Annotated in this window: 20 protein-coding genes and 1 pseudogene; 4 read left to right on the forward strand and 17 right to left on the reverse strand. The window is 42.7% G+C overall.

The window, feature by feature from the left end:
• Positions 1-76 precede the first annotated feature (76 nt).
• The 3 genes from SporoP32a_RS08550 to SporoP32a_RS08560 all read right to left on the reverse strand — a co-directional run bounded on the left by SporoP32a_RS08550 (position 77) and on the right by SporoP32a_RS08560 (position 2,981).
• Positions 77-688 carry a response regulator transcription factor gene (locus SporoP32a_RS08550; RefSeq protein WP_085427506.1) on the reverse strand — a complete coding sequence of 204 codons (612 nt, stop codon included), beginning with the start codon at positions 686-688 and terminating at the stop codon, positions 77-79.
• Between the two features lie 2 nt (positions 689-690).
• Entirely contained in the window at positions 691-1,818 is a 1,128-nt protein-coding gene (locus tag SporoP32a_RS08555; protein ID WP_085427507.1) for a sensor histidine kinase, read from the reverse strand.
• Between the two features lie 116 nt (positions 1,819-1,934).
• Positions 1,935-2,981: a Delta(5) desaturase DesA gene (locus SporoP32a_RS08560; RefSeq protein WP_085427508.1), complete on the reverse strand. Its 1,047-nt coding sequence runs from the start codon at positions 2,979-2,981 to the stop codon at positions 1,935-1,937.
• 661 nt (positions 2,982-3,642) lie between these two features.
• Between SporoP32a_RS08560 and SporoP32a_RS16785 the strand changes: the two genes are divergently transcribed.
• The 4 genes from SporoP32a_RS16785 (at position 3,643) to mscL (ending at position 5,191) form a co-directional block, all read left to right on the forward strand.
• A complete protein-coding gene (locus SporoP32a_RS16785) occupies positions 3,643-3,810 on the forward strand; it encodes a hypothetical protein (RefSeq protein WP_157129952.1) in 168 nt (55 codons plus the stop codon).
• Positions 3,811-3,907: 97 nt separating this feature from the next.
• Positions 3,908-4,099, forward strand: a complete 192-nt coding sequence (locus tag SporoP32a_RS16790) for a hypothetical protein (RefSeq protein WP_157129953.1) — start codon at positions 3,908-3,910, stop codon at positions 4,097-4,099.
• A 15-nt stretch (positions 4,100-4,114) separates the two neighbouring features.
• Positions 4,115-4,768 carry a phosphatase PAP2 family protein gene (locus tag SporoP32a_RS08570; RefSeq protein WP_198166134.1) on the forward strand — a complete coding sequence of 218 codons (654 nt, stop codon included), beginning with the start codon at positions 4,115-4,117 and terminating at the stop codon, positions 4,766-4,768.
• A gap of 36 nt (positions 4,769-4,804) precedes the next feature.
• Positions 4,805-5,191, forward strand: a complete 387-nt coding sequence (gene mscL, locus SporoP32a_RS08575; protein ID WP_085427511.1) for a large conductance mechanosensitive channel protein MscL — start codon at positions 4,805-4,807, stop codon at positions 5,189-5,191.
• Positions 5,192-5,474: 283 nt separating this feature from the next.
• Here the strand turns inward: mscL and SporoP32a_RS08580 are convergent, their stop codons facing one another.
• From SporoP32a_RS08580 to SporoP32a_RS08640, 14 genes and pseudogenes are all read right to left on the reverse strand, one after another.
• Positions 5,475-6,167 (reverse strand): ABC transporter ATP-binding protein, encoded by a 693-nt coding sequence (locus tag SporoP32a_RS08580; RefSeq protein ID WP_085427512.1) that lies wholly within the window; start codon positions 6,165-6,167, stop codon positions 5,475-5,477.
• Positions 6,160-6,528, reverse strand: coding sequence for a GntR family transcriptional regulator (locus SporoP32a_RS08585; protein ID WP_085427513.1), 369 nt, complete (start codon positions 6,526-6,528; stop codon positions 6,160-6,162). Before SporoP32a_RS08585 ends, SporoP32a_RS08580 begins: the two co-directional genes overlap by 8 nt.
• Before the next feature lie 2 nt (positions 6,529-6,530).
• Positions 6,531-7,325, reverse strand: coding sequence for a hypothetical protein (locus tag SporoP32a_RS08590; protein ID WP_085427514.1), 795 nt, complete (start codon positions 7,323-7,325; stop codon positions 6,531-6,533).
• Between the two features lie 127 nt (positions 7,326-7,452).
• On the reverse strand, positions 7,453-7,932 hold the full coding sequence (locus SporoP32a_RS08595; protein ID WP_085427515.1) for an acyl-CoA thioesterase: 480 nt from the start codon (positions 7,930-7,932) through the stop codon (positions 7,453-7,455).
• Positions 7,933-8,022: 90 nt separating this feature from the next.
• Entirely contained in the window at positions 8,023-8,340 is a 318-nt protein-coding gene (locus SporoP32a_RS17480; protein WP_157129954.1) for a C40 family peptidase, read from the reverse strand.
• 128 nt (positions 8,341-8,468) lie between these two features.
• Positions 8,469-8,912, reverse strand: a pseudogene (locus SporoP32a_RS17485) (NlpC/P60 family protein); the annotation flags it as partial.
• On the reverse strand, positions 8,903-9,184 hold the full coding sequence (locus SporoP32a_RS08605) for an enolase C-terminal domain-like protein (protein WP_085427517.1): 282 nt from the start codon (positions 9,182-9,184) through the stop codon (positions 8,903-8,905). The pseudogene SporoP32a_RS17485 and the gene SporoP32a_RS08605, both read right to left, overlap by 10 nt.
• 229 nt (positions 9,185-9,413) lie before the next feature.
• Positions 9,414-10,343, reverse strand: coding sequence for a S66 peptidase family protein (locus tag SporoP32a_RS08610; RefSeq protein WP_085427518.1), 930 nt, complete (start codon positions 10,341-10,343; stop codon positions 9,414-9,416).
• Positions 10,344-10,599: 256 nt separating this feature from the next.
• Positions 10,600-11,391, reverse strand: coding sequence for a tryptophan synthase subunit alpha (gene trpA / locus SporoP32a_RS08615; protein WP_085427519.1), 792 nt, complete (start codon positions 11,389-11,391; stop codon positions 10,600-10,602).
• Positions 11,388-12,578, reverse strand: a complete 1,191-nt coding sequence (trpB, locus tag SporoP32a_RS08620; RefSeq protein ID WP_085427520.1) for a tryptophan synthase subunit beta — start codon at positions 12,576-12,578, stop codon at positions 11,388-11,390. The genes trpA and trpB overlap by 4 nt, the downstream gene beginning before the upstream one ends.
• Positions 12,562-13,194 carry a phosphoribosylanthranilate isomerase gene (locus SporoP32a_RS08625; RefSeq protein WP_085427521.1) on the reverse strand — a complete coding sequence of 211 codons (633 nt, stop codon included), beginning with the start codon at positions 13,192-13,194 and terminating at the stop codon, positions 12,562-12,564. Before SporoP32a_RS08625 ends, trpB begins: the two co-directional genes overlap by 17 nt.
• Positions 13,191-13,979 carry an indole-3-glycerol phosphate synthase TrpC gene (gene trpC / locus SporoP32a_RS08630; protein WP_085427522.1) on the reverse strand — a complete coding sequence of 263 codons (789 nt, stop codon included), beginning with the start codon at positions 13,977-13,979 and terminating at the stop codon, positions 13,191-13,193. The genes SporoP32a_RS08625 and trpC overlap by 4 nt, the downstream gene beginning before the upstream one ends.
• On the reverse strand, positions 13,976-15,007 hold the full coding sequence (trpD, locus tag SporoP32a_RS08635; protein ID WP_085427523.1) for an anthranilate phosphoribosyltransferase: 1,032 nt from the start codon (positions 15,005-15,007) through the stop codon (positions 13,976-13,978). The genes trpC and trpD overlap by 4 nt, the downstream gene beginning before the upstream one ends.
• A 65-nt stretch (positions 15,008-15,072) precedes the next feature.
• A complete protein-coding gene (locus tag SporoP32a_RS08640; RefSeq protein WP_232319496.1) occupies positions 15,073-16,455 on the reverse strand; it encodes an anthranilate synthase component I family protein in 1,383 nt (460 codons plus the stop codon).
• Positions 16,456-16,520: the final 65 nt, after the last annotated feature.

The raw sequence follows: 16,520 nt of genomic DNA on the forward strand, positions 1-16,520 counted from the left end.
ACATAGCGACTTTGCCATATTTATAGAGATTTTGCATGATTCATCCGTCATTATTCGCCGAAGTCAGAAATTGATTTTAACTAAACCAACCTTTTTCATTAAAGAGCGTAATCGCTTCTATGCGATTGCGTACACCGAGCTTGTCCAAGATTGTCGATACATAATTTCGAACGGTCCCAGGGGACAAAAATAACTCCGCGGCAATTTGCTTCGTAGTTTTTCCTTCTGACACAAGCTTCAGTACTTGTACTTCCCGCTCGGTCAACGGATTTTTCTCTTCTTCCTTCATATCAAAGGCTAAATCGATTAATTCTGGTGCATAGATACGACGTCCTTCAATAATGGAATGAATAGATTTTACGAGTTCTTCAATCGGATTATCTTTTAGTAAATATCCACGGACTCCGGCATTACGTGCCCGTTCGAAATAGCCTGCTCGTGCAAAAGTTGTCAAAATGATAATCTGACAATCTAAGTCTTGGAGTTCTTCTGCAGCGTCGAGGCCCGTTTTAATAGGCATCTCTATATCCATAATACAAACATCCGGCTGAAGGGTTTTAACTAAATCTATGGCTTCCTGACCATTCTTGGCCTTGCCCACCACTTCCATATCTTCTTCCAGATTCAATAACGACCCTAGCGCACCGAGCAGCATTCCTTGATCTTCTGCGATTACAATGCGGATCATATTCATCCCTCCTTTATTTGTTTCAAGACAGCAGGTACGGAAATTTTAAGCTGCGTCCCATTGTCACTCGTAACCGATAATTTACCGTTAACGAATTCCAATCGTTCTTTCATACCATCCAGTCCGTTACCCGGTAAGTTTGCCCCGTCTTTCGCTATACCAATTCCGTTATCTTTCACTTTAATTACAAATGATTTTTCTGTGTGTTCAAATTGGATATAGCATCGCTCTGCATAGCTATGTCTCACTACATTATTGATCGCTTCTTTCAAACACATAACTAGTACATTTTCTACAATAGGAGACATGTCAGGGAAGTTTGGATTGCCTTCTATCTCCACTTCAATTTCAGCTGCTTTTAGCAATTGTTGAACTCGAACCAGTTCATCTTTAATCTTCACTCGTCGCATGCCACTGACGAGAACGCGCACTTCTTTTAAAGCAGTACTGGATATTTGACGTATATCTTGAATCTCTGCTTTTGCGGTTTCGATATCTCGATCCATTAATTTAGAAGCTAGATCACTTTTCAAACCAATCATCGATAACTTTTGTCCTAACGTATCATGGAGATCCCGTGCAATTCGCTCGCGTTCTTGAATAATCATTAGCTCGGATATCCGTTCCCTGGCAATCTCTAACTGATCTTGCAGTAAGTCCCGCTTTTGTCGATTGTATAGATTAAAAGGCAATAATACTACGCCAATAACCGTAATAATGACAAAGTGGATTTGTGGTAAAAACAACTCAATTTCAAGAAAGAATCCTGCAACAATTGCTGCAATTAAAATCGCAATATGTAATCCGTAAATAATGAAAAACCCGACTGGCCTTCTAATATTACCAATGGAAAATGCAATGAACAAAGATAAATAGACATAACCAAATAATAATGTCATGACGACCGAAATAACGATTTCAAAACTGATCCACATATACATAAGACCACTTTTGGACCTGGCGGAGAAATAGTAAGAAAGGAAAAATAACACTAATAATATAACGCCAATCGTTAAATTAAATGGAGACGCGCTTCGTAAAATAAAAAAGAAAGGCAATATACAAAATACAACCCAAGCATAAATACTGAGCCATGGGCTTTTTGGAAATATACTATACCAACTATACATCAGTTCTGATCGCCATCCTTTTCATTTCATTGTAACAAATATTTACTTGTCTAGCTCTCTCGAGATATTTACGCAAAATAAAAAGGCGGAGAAGGATTACTCCTTCTCCCGCCATTTTATGATAAGCGTGTACGTTTCGGTTTTAAATCAATTGATAACTTTTCTTTTGGTACATATTGTTTTGCTTCTTTAAATGTGATGAATTTTTTATTAGCTGGATCATATAAGCGGTAACGCAATGATTCAAAGCTAGTCTTCAATGTAATCGTTGTTGCTTTGTGTAGTGGCGGAGTTAATTCATGCGCCATTTCCAAGTTATAGTTTGGTACACGTGGTGCTAAGTGATGCACGTGGTGGAATCCGATATTTCCTGTTGCCCACTGTAGAGCACGTGGCAATTGATAGTATGAACTTCCTTCAACTGCTGCTTTAACATAATCCCAGTCCGATTCCTCTTCGAAATAAGAATCTTCAAATGTATGTTGGATGTAGAACAACCAAATACCAAGGGCACCAGCCGTGAACATCATCGTACCTTGAATCAGCAAGAATGCTTTCCAGCCAATAGCTACGATTAATACTGTATAAACTGCAATAAGAATAATATTGATCAAATATGTGTTCATACGCTCTTTCTTACGCGCGTCTTTACGGTTAAAGCGACCTGCGATTAGTACCAAATATAAAGGTCCAAATCCGAATAACACAATAGGGTTACGGTAAACACGGTAGCTGAAACGTTCGAACTTAGAAGCATTTTCGTATTCTTCAACGGTCATGACCCAGATATCTCCAACACCGCGTTTGTCTAAGTTTGAACTAGATGCGTGGTGAATCGAGTGCTCTCTTTTCCATTTTTCATACGGGAATAATGTCAAGACGCCAGTGATTGTTCCTACAATGCTATTCGCTTTCTTATTGCGGAAGAATGAACCGTGCGTGCAGTCATGGAAGATGATGAATGTGCGAACTACAAAGAACGCTGCAACGATTGATAACACTACCGTTAGAGTTACAGATACGCTCAGGCTCTGGTAAGCCAAGAACCACAGAATAAATACTGGTGGAATCGTGTTGATCATTTGAACAATGCTCTTTTTCAGATCGGACTTCGCGAAAGGCGCGACGTCTTTGTGCAGTTGCTTTGTTTGCTCTTTACTCATGTTTGAATTTCCCTCCTATTGGGTTTGCTAGTACATTAAGAATACCTTTTATACGGAGGGAGGGGTAGGCATAGATGTCATGACTTTGAGATGACAAATGTCATATGTTTTAGGTGGTGGTTGATATGACAATGTTTAGATTGGGGCGTGACTCCAGATAGATCGGGTCGTTGCTCGAGTTAGGCTTTGTCGTTGAAAGTAGTGAGGGTCATGCTTTGGACTCGCGCAGGCACGTGGGGGATTGCCTCCAGCCAGGAGCCAACTAGCGGTGGAGCTGCTAGCTGTCTCATGGCCACGGCCTACCCCGCAGTTGTGCCTGCGCTACTGAGTACTTACCAAGTTAGGTTGTGGTTTATAAATGATGAAGATCAGAGGATCGTTGCTCGACATTGGTTTGTGCATGGAAAGTAGTGAGGGTCGTGCTTAGGACTCGCGCAAGCACGTGGGGGATTGCCTACAGCCATGAGCCAACTAGCGGTGGGGCTGCTAGCTGTCTCACGGCCACGGCCTACCCCGCAGTTGTGCCTGCGCTACTAAGTACTTACCAAGTTTGTTTGTGGTTTATAGGAGATAAAACCAGTGACTGGGTAGTACTAGTTACTATTCTTGCAAAACAAGAATCAGAACTGCCCTACGCCCTATCAAACGAAGGCGGCTGCACGTGGTAGGCGTAGTAATGAGACAGTCAGGCGAACTTCCTGTCTGGCTCATTGCGGAAGCCATCCACCACCGCCGAAGTGGGGTCAATGACCGCTCCACTTACATAGACAGTCAAATCAACTTTTGCATAAAACAAGGAAGAGTATGGGTTCGCAAAACAGCTACCTAACATCGTATCCTACTTACTTGTACGGACAAATTATTTGTGTACTCGAAAAACAAGAATCAGAACTGCCCTACACACTATCAAACGAAGGCGGCTGCACGTGGTAGGCGTAGTAATGAGACAGCCAGGCGTACTTCCTGTCTGGCTCATTGCAGAAGCCATCCACCACCGCCGAAGTGGGGCCAATGACCGCCCCACTTATATTGCCAGCCAAAACTCCATCATCCAACCTATTGATCCCTACATTTCACTGTACATTCATTTTACAATCGTTCAGAATATACACCTATAGAAAGGAATGTATACCATGCGTGAATTATCACTTCGTTTAGTATCCGTTTGGATTATTTGTATTTTATTCACCGGCTTTTTCGCCTATATTGCCAGATCCATTCATCAACATACGATCTCGAGTTTTGATGAGCCTATTATAGATGTAATACAAGGCACACAAACTTCGGGTTTGACGTCTATTATGAAGACATTTACTACAATCGGCTCCACCACTACAGTCGCGTTGCTCGCTGTACTTACACTTGCCGTTCTTCTATGGAAGAAACATAAGGCACAGGCCGTATTATTCGCTGCGGTACTTGGGGGGACAGGCATTCTCAATCAAGTCCTTAAATTCATCTTCAAACGTGAACGTCCTGACTTTGATCGCTTAATAGATATTGGTGGGTACAGCTTCCCAAGTGGACACACGATGATGGCGTTCAGTCTTTATACCATTCTCGCTTATATCATTTGGCGGAACTTACGTAATGTATGGGCACGTACGGGTATTACTATTCTTGCCATCTTTATGATCGTAATGATCGCGGTTAGCAGGATTTACCTGGGCGTACATTTCCCAAGCGATATAGTCGGTGGTGTATTAGCTAGTTCAGTCTGGTTATGTGCATCCATTGCATTATATCAGCGTTTACAACGCTCACAATTGGGTAAATTACAGACGTAGTAGGATACTACAAAACTATAAAAGGAGGTTATGTGTATGTGGAAGGATTTTAAGGAGTTTGCGTTTAAAGGAAATATTTTCGATTTGGCAATCGGTGTCGTAATTGGTGCAGCTTTCGGAACAATTGTTTCTTCTTTAGTTGAAAATATTATGACACCACTTATTGGAGTTTTGTTAGGTGGTCTAGACTTCTCTTCATTGAGTTATACAATTGGCGATGCTGCAATAAAATACGGTCTATTCATTCAATCTATCATTGATTTCTTGATTGTTGCAGGTTCGATCTTCGTCTTCTTACGGGTACTTATGAAGTTGAAAATGAAGCCAGCTGAGATAGTTGAAGAAGAAGAGGAAGAAAAACCACTAGATATAAAAGAGGAATTGCTCACTGAGATTCGTGATTTATTAAAAAGCGAACGATAAAATAACCATCACTCACTCATTTGGATAGATTACGGCCACGATTGTCTCACAAAGTCCATTGCAACGCGCCTGTCGAGGTGTTACAATGATAGGCAGGATACTGATCAAAGGAGAGGATATTCATGTGGTTCGTCTATATCATGTATGCATTGTTCGCATTTATTCTTGGTGGAACAGTACTTGGACTAGTCCGTACGTTCAGCAGCAATAACTAATACAAACAAACAGCAGTGAATGAGCGGGCTTAAAGCCTTTTCATCCACTGCTTTTTATATGTCTAAAACTACTGCCGAAACAATGAAATGAGCCATGTAGTAGCATCCATTCCGTATATTTCACGGATATCATCTATTTCTTTATGGGCGAGTAGTTGACCTTCTTTCATCACGATCATCTCATCCAATAATGGTTCTACTTCTTTAATTTCATGTGTAGAGAGGAGAACGGTTTGCCATTCTGTATCGGTGAAACGGATGAGCCCCCTTGCTATATCTTCCCGTACCATCGGATCTAATCCCGAAAACGGCTCATCAAGCAAATAATAGGAAGCATTTCTTCCAAGTGTTGCAGCAATTTTCACTCGGCCCTGGTTACCTTTTGACAGCGTGCTGATCTTTGCATCCAGTGGGATACTAAGAAACTCTGCGATTTCCTCTGCTTTCTTCCTGTTGAAATCCTTAAACTGCGAATTATAGAAATCAAATAATTGTTTTACATTAAATTCCGGAAAAAACAAATCACCATCAGGCATATAAGCTACTGAAGAAGCGACTCTCCTTGTGATTTTATTGTTATCAAACACTGCAAGCCCGGTAGTAGGTGTCAATAACCCTGCTACTATTTTAAGCAGTGTCGTTTTCCCACTACCGTTTTCACCTACCAGTCCAATGATTCTTCCTTTGGGCAACGTAAGTGACACTCCATCCAATGCTCGCTTAGCTCCATAACGTTTCGAAACAATCTGCAATTCAATCATCACTTCCACCCCGCTTCTGTAAGTAGTGGACCATTTCGTTCGTTGTGAAGCCTAGAGCCTCAACATTTTGAATGAATGACTCGACAAGTTGCTCTTTCATCTCTTCACGGAGTTCTTGAATCCTTGCATGATTTTCTGTCACGAATGATCCCTGCCCCCTTCTCGTATCGGTAATCCCTAGATTCTCAAGTTCCCTATAGACCCTTTGCATTGTGTTAGCATTCACGCCGACCAAAACAGCATATTCCCGTACAGATGGTAACTTCTCCCCTACTGCAAGCGTGCCTCGAATGATTTCCCCCATAATGTGATCGACGAGTTGTTGGTAAATCGGTTTATCTGGTAGAAATTCCATACTCATCGTTACACCCTCACTTTCTTCTCAAAGAACATAGATCCTATCATTAGTAATACAAAGCTGATGATTAGGTAAAAGGCTAAATTGCCTACCGAAAAGGCAATGCCATCCGGTACAAACCCCATGAAAAAGTAACTCGTATGTTCATTGTAAAAGGACTCATCCGTCAGCCGTACTGATACAATCGTACGAAGCCAATCAAAGAATCCATTAATTCGTAGTTGTTCCCAAATGACTAATGCACTCACAATGAACAGCAAGATGAATGGTATCGAAAAGAAGCGCAGTCTTGACTTAATCACTTTATATACACTCCAGAAGAACCAACCAGTAGCCGTCATAAAGATCAACTTTATGGATAGCGCCAGTACTACACTGACTAATGCCAACACTTCTTTCCCTTCAACTCCTATTGTCCCGTCTTTTATTACATAGAGGACGATCCCACCGAGAAAACCGCTAAAGAATAAGCTGCCTAATGCCAGCAAAACGGCAAATGTTAATTTAGCACCGACGAGTTGAACCATGGATGTTGGAGAATGTAACCACATATCCAATGTCCTCATCTCTCTTTTCAAACTTTCGAATAAGATAAAAACACCAGCAAATATATGCAAAACGAGCAAAACACCCACAATGATATGCGTATTATCGTACAGTGTATCTAGTCTTCCAGCGAAGCTCGTTACTAAAGGGGGTGCTACCGTAATGACTACTATATCCAGCAGAAAAATCCAAAATATCAACCTCTTTAACATAATCCATTCTTTCTGTATTAGACCGCCAAATACTGTCTTCATCTTTAAAACACTCCTTCCACTCTAGTGTATTAGTTATATAATACACTAGAACTTAAAAATTGACTAGGCATTTCTAAAATAAAAACACAAGGCCGAAACGGATGCCCGTTTCGGCCTTGTGTTTTGATCAATGCTTCATCAATCTTCGTTGCTTACGAAGTTCACGTCGTGCAGGTGCAGTTTCGAAAAGACGTTTTTCCAATTCCGTTTCGGGATACACTTCCGCCACGGGTATCGGACAGTTCGTGTCATCTACCGCAACCATCGTACAGAATGATTCCGTCGTTAACCTCACTTCACCTGTCACAAGGTTTTTGGAATGTACAGAAATGAACACTTCCATTGAAGTACGGCCAACTGAAGTAACTATCGCTTCAAGTTCAATAACGTCTCCTAGCAAAGCAGGAGAAACGAAATCGACAGAATCGATCGAAGCGGTGATCGCAGCTCGTGTGCCCGCATGTTTCATAGCAGAAATCGCTGCAATTTCATCGATGTAGGAAAGTACTTTACCACCGAAAATGGATTGAATATGATTTGTATCCGGTGGTAAGACTAGCTTACTCTGGATCGTTCTCGATTCACTCATTGGTTTTTGTTCAGACATGAAGACAGCTCCCTTTTCTATATACTCTTTTCAGTATACATAAAAGAAGGGAGTCTTCGCTAATACTTGCTGTTTATAGTTTTCGTACGATTAAATAATTCTGCGCACTCTACAGACATTTTCAGCATATACAGACTTATTCAGCTCAATTTGTTCAATTAATTTCCCAGTTGAAGGTGCGTGAAGAATTTTTCCGTTGCCCACGTACATCGCTACATGATGAATACACTGTTCTTCATTCTCAAAAAAGAGTAAATCACCTTTTTGCCAATCTGCAGAGTCAAGCGAGATCGGTCTACCGGCTTCTGCCTGATCCACAGCATCACGTGGTAGACCAATTCCGCAAGCTTCCCAAATAGCACGAATAAACCCCGAGCAATCAAAGCCCCATGCAGACATACCCCCCATAAATAGGGTAAGCCCATGAAACGTCTTCCCAGTGTAAGCGTGCGATGAATCGATTCTTCTCCCACCGTCTCCACATCTGATGCATTCAATAACTTCCAGCCATGCGGTGTCCACACACGTAGTTTCTTCCCCCTCCGTTCACCGGAAGGAAAAATTGTGTTGAACGATACACGTAAAAAGAATGTACCTGATTCATCAAACAGTGCAGCTTTTGGATTCGAAACCCGAACAAACTCTTCTGCCCTTATTCGTTCCCGCATAGAAAGTTGAACGAGTGGCACCCAGCCTGGATAGCCGCGTGGATCTTTACGTGTCTGCTGGGAAATGGCAACTATACGTGCCCAATCGCCAACGACATCCTCAACAATCACGGGCTCGCCATATAATAGCTGTGTTTGGATTTGATTCTTCTCACTTAATGCTAGACGTTCCTCATAAGATAGATGGGATAGCCATCTATCCATTTGCACGGGATGATCCAAGGCAGGTAAATCCGCCACACGTGGAGAATCAGGATCCGTCCACACCGTCGCAACGCTAACAGCGCACATCCATTTTTCATTTATATGCATATGTTTTCACCTACTGTATCATTAGTTTCAAGACCAGACTCCTTACTGAATTCCATTTGTGAACGGGTATACATTACACCACTAGCAGTAGACTCTATACCATTTACTACAGCCAATCCATTGATTTTCAAGGCTTCAAGGATTCCCCCCAACTTCATCAATTTAATATTCAGTACATTCATTGCGCGCACCTCTAGCAACTTCCTGGCATTGTTAGCTGAAAATAATGATTCATCTGTCATGATCAACGTGCTTGTCTGTCTTGTGATCACTCTCAAATCTTCTATATCCTATGCGGCAAGTGGCTGTTCTATTAATTTCAAATTCAGTCTGTCATCTTTTCATTAGTAAATGAAGCATACCGAAGCCCACGGCAAGACGTTCTGCAGATTCCTTTCCATACTGGATGACATAACGAAAACCCCCGACGCTTGTTAAACAAGTGTCGGGGGTTTATTTGACGTTCACCAATTACACAATATAAACCGTGCGAATTTGCATTTATTCTACTCCCGGTAAGATCGTCAATGTCTTATTATGTGCATCCAAACGTCCTTTCACGCCAAATGGAATGGCAATGTTCGGCTCACAATGACCGATACGGAATCCTTTCACGACAGGTTGATTCAGATTGCCGAAATAATGGTCGAACACTTCATTCATTGCAAGTGAAGCATCTGGCTTCGTTGGTGTCGATTTCGCAAAATCACCAATCACGATGCCTGCTGCCTCGCGAAGCTTGCCTGCGAGACGTAATTGGTTGAGTAGGCGATCTACTTTATACGGCTCTTCACCTACATCCTCGAGTACGAGTAAACGGTTATTCGTCTTGATCTCAAATTCACTGCCTAAACTATTAACGAGTTGCGTTAAATTACCGCCGATCACTTCACCTTCTGCTACCCCGCCAACAAGCGTTTCTAGTGGTGAGATTGCTTCCGTGTAATGAACTTCTACAGGGGAAAACAATTGCCCGAACATTTTACCGGACATCTCATGGAATGTCTCCTGTGCAACACAGGATGCCAGCATCGGCCCATGGAATGTCACGAGGCCTGCACCTTGACGGATCACGGTATGTAGATAGGTAATATCACTAAATCCCCAAAACACTTTTGGATTATCGTGAATTAAATCGAGATCTAGTTGCTCGGCATAGCGGGCAGAACCGTATCCGCCACCCGCGCAGAAAATACCCTTCACTTCAGGATCTTTGAACATGTCATGCAAATCAGCAAGTCTCTCTTCATCAGTCCCTGCCAAATAACCATTTTTCTTATACACGGACTGTCCTACTTTATAGCGAAGACCTAATTGCTCCAAAAATTGAAATGACCGCTCTAAAACCTTACGTTCTACAGGACTAGCAGGCGCCACAATCCCAATCACATCACCTTGTACTAAACGTGCTGGACGAATCATTCTACTCATCACCCTTTCTACGTCCTACTTTATCATATTCACGAAACTCCATCGTCATCACGAGCTTTCTACTACATATGAAATGGATTGTGGGTAATCATTAAGTTATCCCCCCTTATGAACAGTTAATCCCCTGTTATTGTGCATACTTTATATAAACTTACTTAAATAACAGAAAAAGTTATTCACAATTCTTCTTTTGTGGATAGTTTTATTGAGAATAAAAAAACGAACAACTGATATATGTCAGTTGTCCGGTAAATAGTTAGCTATTTGTTAATTGATTTTTAGATGCGTTGATTAACGTACGAACCGTTTCGTGATCTCCTACATGAAGGGCCGTGACGATCGCACTTCCTACAATTACCCCGTCAGCCAAGGATCCTAGTGATCTCACTTGCTCAGGAGTCGATATCCCGAATCCAGCAAGTACTGGAACAGAACTAGCCGCTTTAAGCCGCTCCAAGTGACCTTCAAGTCCTTCTGTAAATGATGAACGGACACCCGTGATACCGTTTACTGTCACTGCGTAAATGAAACCTTCAGCTGCTTTCGCGATGGCTTCGATTCGCTCAGTGGGACTTGTGAGCGAAACCAATTGGATCAGCGCCACATCGCTATTCTTTAATGCATCTTTCAACATTCCGCTTTCTTCAAGCGGAAGATCCGGAATGATCAAACCATAGACTCCACTTGCTTCGCAATCTGCTGCAATGGCTGTCAAACCGTAGCTAAGCACAGGATTCAAATACGTCATGATGACTAGCGGAACCGTTACTTCTTCCTTGAACGATGCTAGTTCTTTCATTACTTTACGAAGTGTAATCCCCTCAGCAAGAGCACGTTCACCCGCCTGTTGAATCACTTCACCATCCGCTACTGGATCGGAAAATGGAATGCCTACTTCAATTGCTGTTGCACCTGCTTCTTGCAGGAAGAGGATAGTCTTTTTCAACGTCTGCAATCCGCCGTCCCCCGCCATAATATACGGAACAAATGCTTTATTACCCTGCTCATTACAATGTAGAATCGCTTGCATTACTTGTTGTTTTGTCATTTCGTTTGCCCTCCTAGCGCATCACGGACTGTTTGCATATCTTTGTCACCGCGGCCCGACAGACAGATGACGAGCGTCTCTTCTGCTTTCATTTCTTTCGCTAGTTGAACTGCATAATAGACGGCATGCGCACTTTCTAAAGCAGGAATAATTCCCTCAACACGAGATAGTAGTTGCACTCCTTCTAGTGCTTGCTGATCCGTAACGGAGTCATACTTCACACGCTTTATATCAGCTAAATGGCAATGTTCCGGTCCTACTGCAGGGTAATCGAGACCTGCTGAAATCGAGTGCGCTTCTTGGATGAAGCCATCGTCATCTTGTAGTACATACATATACGCACCATGCAAAACCCCTTCTTGTTTACCTGCAATGGCTGCCGCGTGTTTGCCTGTTGAAATACCGCTACCCGCTGCTTCTACACCGTACAATTTCACGTCTTGATCATCGATGAAAGGATGGAACATACCAATCGCGTTACTACCGCCACCAATACAAGCCACGACTGCATCAGGCAGACGTCCTTCATGTTCCACGATTTGCTTACGTGTTTCATCCCCAATGACACGCTGGAAATCACGAACAATTTGTGGGAATGGATGTGGGCCTAGGGCTGATCCGAGAATATAATGTGTGTCATCTACATTTGAAACCCAGTAGCGTAGTGCTTCATTCACTGCGTCCTTCAACGTTCCTGAACCTTTATCGACGGAAACTACCTTCGTGCCGAGAAGTTCCATACGGAAAACATTTAGTTCTTGACGACGGATATCTTCTTTCCCCATGAAAACAACGCACTCTAGGCCGAGTAACGCACAAGCAGTAGCTGTTGCCACACCATGTTGGCCGGCGCCTGTCTCTGCCACAATTTTCTTCTTGCCCATACGAATCGCAAGCAATGCCTGGCCAAGAGAGTTGTTGATTTTATGAGCACCTGTATGGTTCAAATCTTCACGTTTTAAATAGATTTTTGCGCCACCTGCATGCTTCGTCAAACGCTCTGCAAAAAACAAAGGTGTTTCACGACCAACAAATTCTTTTAAATAGTAATCCAGTTCTTTTGAAAACGCAGGATCTTGCTGCGCTTCTTCGTAAGCCAATTCTAATTCCTGTAGTGCAGTCATCAATGTTTCCGGAACGAATTGTCCCCCAAATTTCCCGTAGCGTCCTTTAGTTTCTGTTGTCATGACAATCTCTCCTACCCTTCGCTGTATGAATAAACGTCTGAATGCGTCCCGTGTCTTTTTGCTTCTCTATTTCCACACCACTAGAGACATCTACCATGTATGGATTCACTTGCCCTAGCGCTTCCTGCACATTTCCTGCATGCAATCCACCGGCTAAAATAATCTGCTCTTTTGACACTCCAGCATTTTCAAGTAATGACCAGTCGAACGTCTTACCGCTACCGCCTTTGTATTCAACACCTGGTGTATCAAATAAATAATAATCCACGTCATAGGTAGTAGCGAGCTTCACGTCGTCTTCAGTTTCTATAGCAAGTGCTTTAATGGAAGGTAACCCTACTTGCTGAATGAAAGCTGGCGTCTCTTCTCCGTGGTACTGAATATAATCAAGCGGCACTTCTTTAAAAGTCTTTTGCAGTTGCTCGATCGTTTCATCAACGAAGACACCAATTTTCAACACGGTCGGCGGGATGAGCATTGCCAATTCACGCGCCTGCTCTATCGTCACTTCCCTGCGACTAGGTGCGAAGACAAAACCTATTGCATCCGCACCTGCATCTACAGCCGCTTTCACATGTTCAGGTTTCATCAATCCGCAAATCTTAACTTTTGTCATGGTCGAATCACGTGTTTTTCTACTTGTAATGCTTGCAAGGCTTCCTTCACTGAATCACTGCGCATCAACGATTCTCCGACAAGCACTGCACTTGCTCCCGCTTTCGATGCACGTTCTGCATCCTCACGTCCCCAGATTCCACTTTCGCTGACAAACACACGCTCTTCATCAAACGGGAAGTGTGATGCGATCAGTTCCGTATGTGCTAAATCCACTTCGAATGTATGCAGATCACGATTATTGACACCGATGATTCTCGCATCAATCGCCAATGCTCGCTGTAGTTCTTCGACGTTATGCACCTCGACAAGTACATCCAAACCTTCTTCATTGGCATACGTATACAGACTTCCGAGCGTTTCATCATCAAGCGCAGCCACAATCAATAAAATAACGGAGGCACCTGCACTTTTTGCTTGGTCGATCTGAACTTTATGGATGATAAAGTCTTTGCATAATAATGCGATCGGTACCGCGTCCGCTACTGCAGATAAATCTTCAAATGACCCTTTGAAAAATTCCTGATCCGTCAGTACGGATATACACGCAGCACCTGCTTCATAATAGGCTTTTGCTTGCTTTACTGGATTTGCACCTTCTGCGATGATTCCTTTGGAAGGTGAGGCACGCTTCATTTCAGAAATGACTTGGACGTGTTTGGCTTTTCTTAATGTCTGATAAAGTGATGGACGTATGATCTCTCGCTCGGGAAATATCGTGTTACTTTTTAACAGACGTTCTACTTCTATCTTCTTCTGTGCAATAATTTTATCTAAAATCGTCATTGGATAACCGCCTTTTGCCGGATCAATTCGCTGAATGCGACAACGGCCTCTAATTTTTCTAACGCTTTGCCCGAAAGTATACTTTCTGTGGCAACTTTTACACCTTCTTGAATAGTAGACACTTTGCCATTTGCGAACAAACCGATTCCTGCATTCAATACGACTGTATCGAACTTCGGTCCACGTTCTCCACTTAAGATCGATCGCGTTGTTGCAGCATTTTCTACTGCATTTCCACCTTTAATCGCTGACAATGGTGCATATTCAAGTCCCACGTCATCTGCAGTCAATGAAAACGGAATTAAATCGCCATGATCGAGTAGGACAAATTCATTCTGACCTGCTAAAGACGCTTCATCCATCCCCCCTGCTCCACTTACGACAATTGCCCGTTCCCGCCCTAGCATTCTCAGTACGGAAGCATACTCCATAATGAAATCAGGACGGTTAATACCCGTGAATTGTGTTTCCAGTGATACAGGATTCGTTAAGGGACCTACTAAATTAAAGATCGTTGTTTTACCGATTTTATTTCGTATAGCACCAATTCGTTTCATTTTCGGATGAATAGCTGGCGCGAATAAAAATGCGATTCCTTGTTGTTCTAATAAATTCTGCATATCTGTTATCTGGAAGTCTGGATGAATGCCAAGTGCATCCAAGACGTCTTGGCTCCCTGACGCGCTCGATATTTTACGGTTACCATGTTTCGCAACCTGTACACCCGCACCTGCCAAAACAAAGGCAGCTGTCGTACTAATATTAAATGTATTGACGCCATCTCCGCCTGTTCCACAGTTATCCAAATAACGTGCTTCTGCTGGTGTTAGTTCATTTGCATAGGTTTTCATCACAGCGGCCAGTGCGGCTACTTCATGTGAGGTTTCGCCTTTCTTTGATAACGCGATCAAGAATTGTGCAATTTGCTCTTCATCTGTCTCATCGCGAAACATTAGCTCGGCTGCTTCTCTCATTTCTTCATACATTAAGTGACGTTGCTTCTCTACTATAGTTAAAAATTTCTCCATACTCGTCTTCCCCCTTCTCGTCTCAGCGCTGTCGCTATCCTTCGGTAAGGCTTGAGCCTTAGTAATTACTTTGCCGTTTCCGTTGCTTCAAGCAAGGAACGGGCTTTATTGGATGTTTCTTTATATTCTAGTGATGGAACAGAAGCTTCTACTATTCCAGCGCCTGCTTGAACATAAGCTTTACCGTCTTTGACAAGCATCGTGCGAATTGTGAGTGCGAAGTCGATATTACCATTCAAACCGATATAACCAATCGCACCACCGTAAATTCCGCGATGCTGGTCTTCTAATTCATCAATCATATCCATAGCAGCCGTTTTTGGAGAGCCTGTTACAGTACCAGCAGGCATCGTCGCCTTCAATGCATCCAGTGCATGTAAGCCTGGAGCTAGGTCACCTTTCACTTCAGAAACTAAGTGCATGACGTGTTCATAGCGAACGGTCTCCAAATAATTCGCCACTTCAATTGTTTCTGGGCGACAGATTTGCTGTAGTTCTTTCTTGCTCACTTCAACTAACATATCGTGTTCGGACAGCTCTTTCGGATCATTACGCAACTCCACTTCAAGTGCTTGATCTTCCGCTTGATCTCGACCTCGTCTGCGAGTTCCTGCAATAGGATTCGTTAATACTTGCTCTCCCGTAACACGCACCAGACTTTCAGGTGATGTTCCGATGACGGTATGATCTTCAAACTCCATGTAATACATATATGGAGATGGATTACGTCGGCGCAGTTTACGATACAATGCGAATGGATCACCCGTAATATCTGCTTCTAAACGTCGTGATAGGACTACTTGTTCCGCCTGCCCTTCTTTAATTGCATCAATCACAATCTGGACACGTCGTTCAAACTCTTCTTTTGATATGGCACAACGATAATCGGAAAGTGAAACACTATCTTCTTTATCGACTGATCCATTAACGATCATATCTTCAATAGCGTCCAAGTCAGGTGATTCATATACGGGATTTATTTCTGTATGCAGTAATGTAACCTCATGTAATTCATGATCATAGATGACAACCGTATCGTAAATATTGAAATAGACATCCGGAATCTGGAGGTCATCTACTCCACGCTGTTCACCGTTTCTTGCGGCTCCGTATCCTACATAACCGACCGCACCACCCGTGAACGGGAATCCTGCATCTTCGGTAATACGTGGCATCAGTCGCTTCAGTAATGTATATAGATCTCCTTCATGCGTATATGTTCTATTCGTCGAGTAGACGATTTCTTCTACTACACCATCCCGACCCCGGTAGGCTTTTTGAGGATTCAGTCCAATAAATGAATAACGCCCTGATCCACCTGCTTGCGAAGAACTTTCCAGCAAGAACTTATGATTTCCTTTTAATCTTCTAAAAATCAATATTGGTGTTAAAGAATCTCCTTCAATCTTTCGTGTCGTTACTCGCAAGTTCTTCTGTTCTGTCATCATGTTCATTCTCCTCTTCTCTTATGGACTGCTGTGTAATTTGTCTAATTAAATAGAAAAAGCCCTCT

This window comes from Sporosarcina ureae (assembly GCF_002109325.1).
GTDB classification, from domain to species: domain Bacteria; phylum Bacillota; class Bacilli; order Bacillales_A; family Planococcaceae; genus Sporosarcina; species Sporosarcina ureae_C.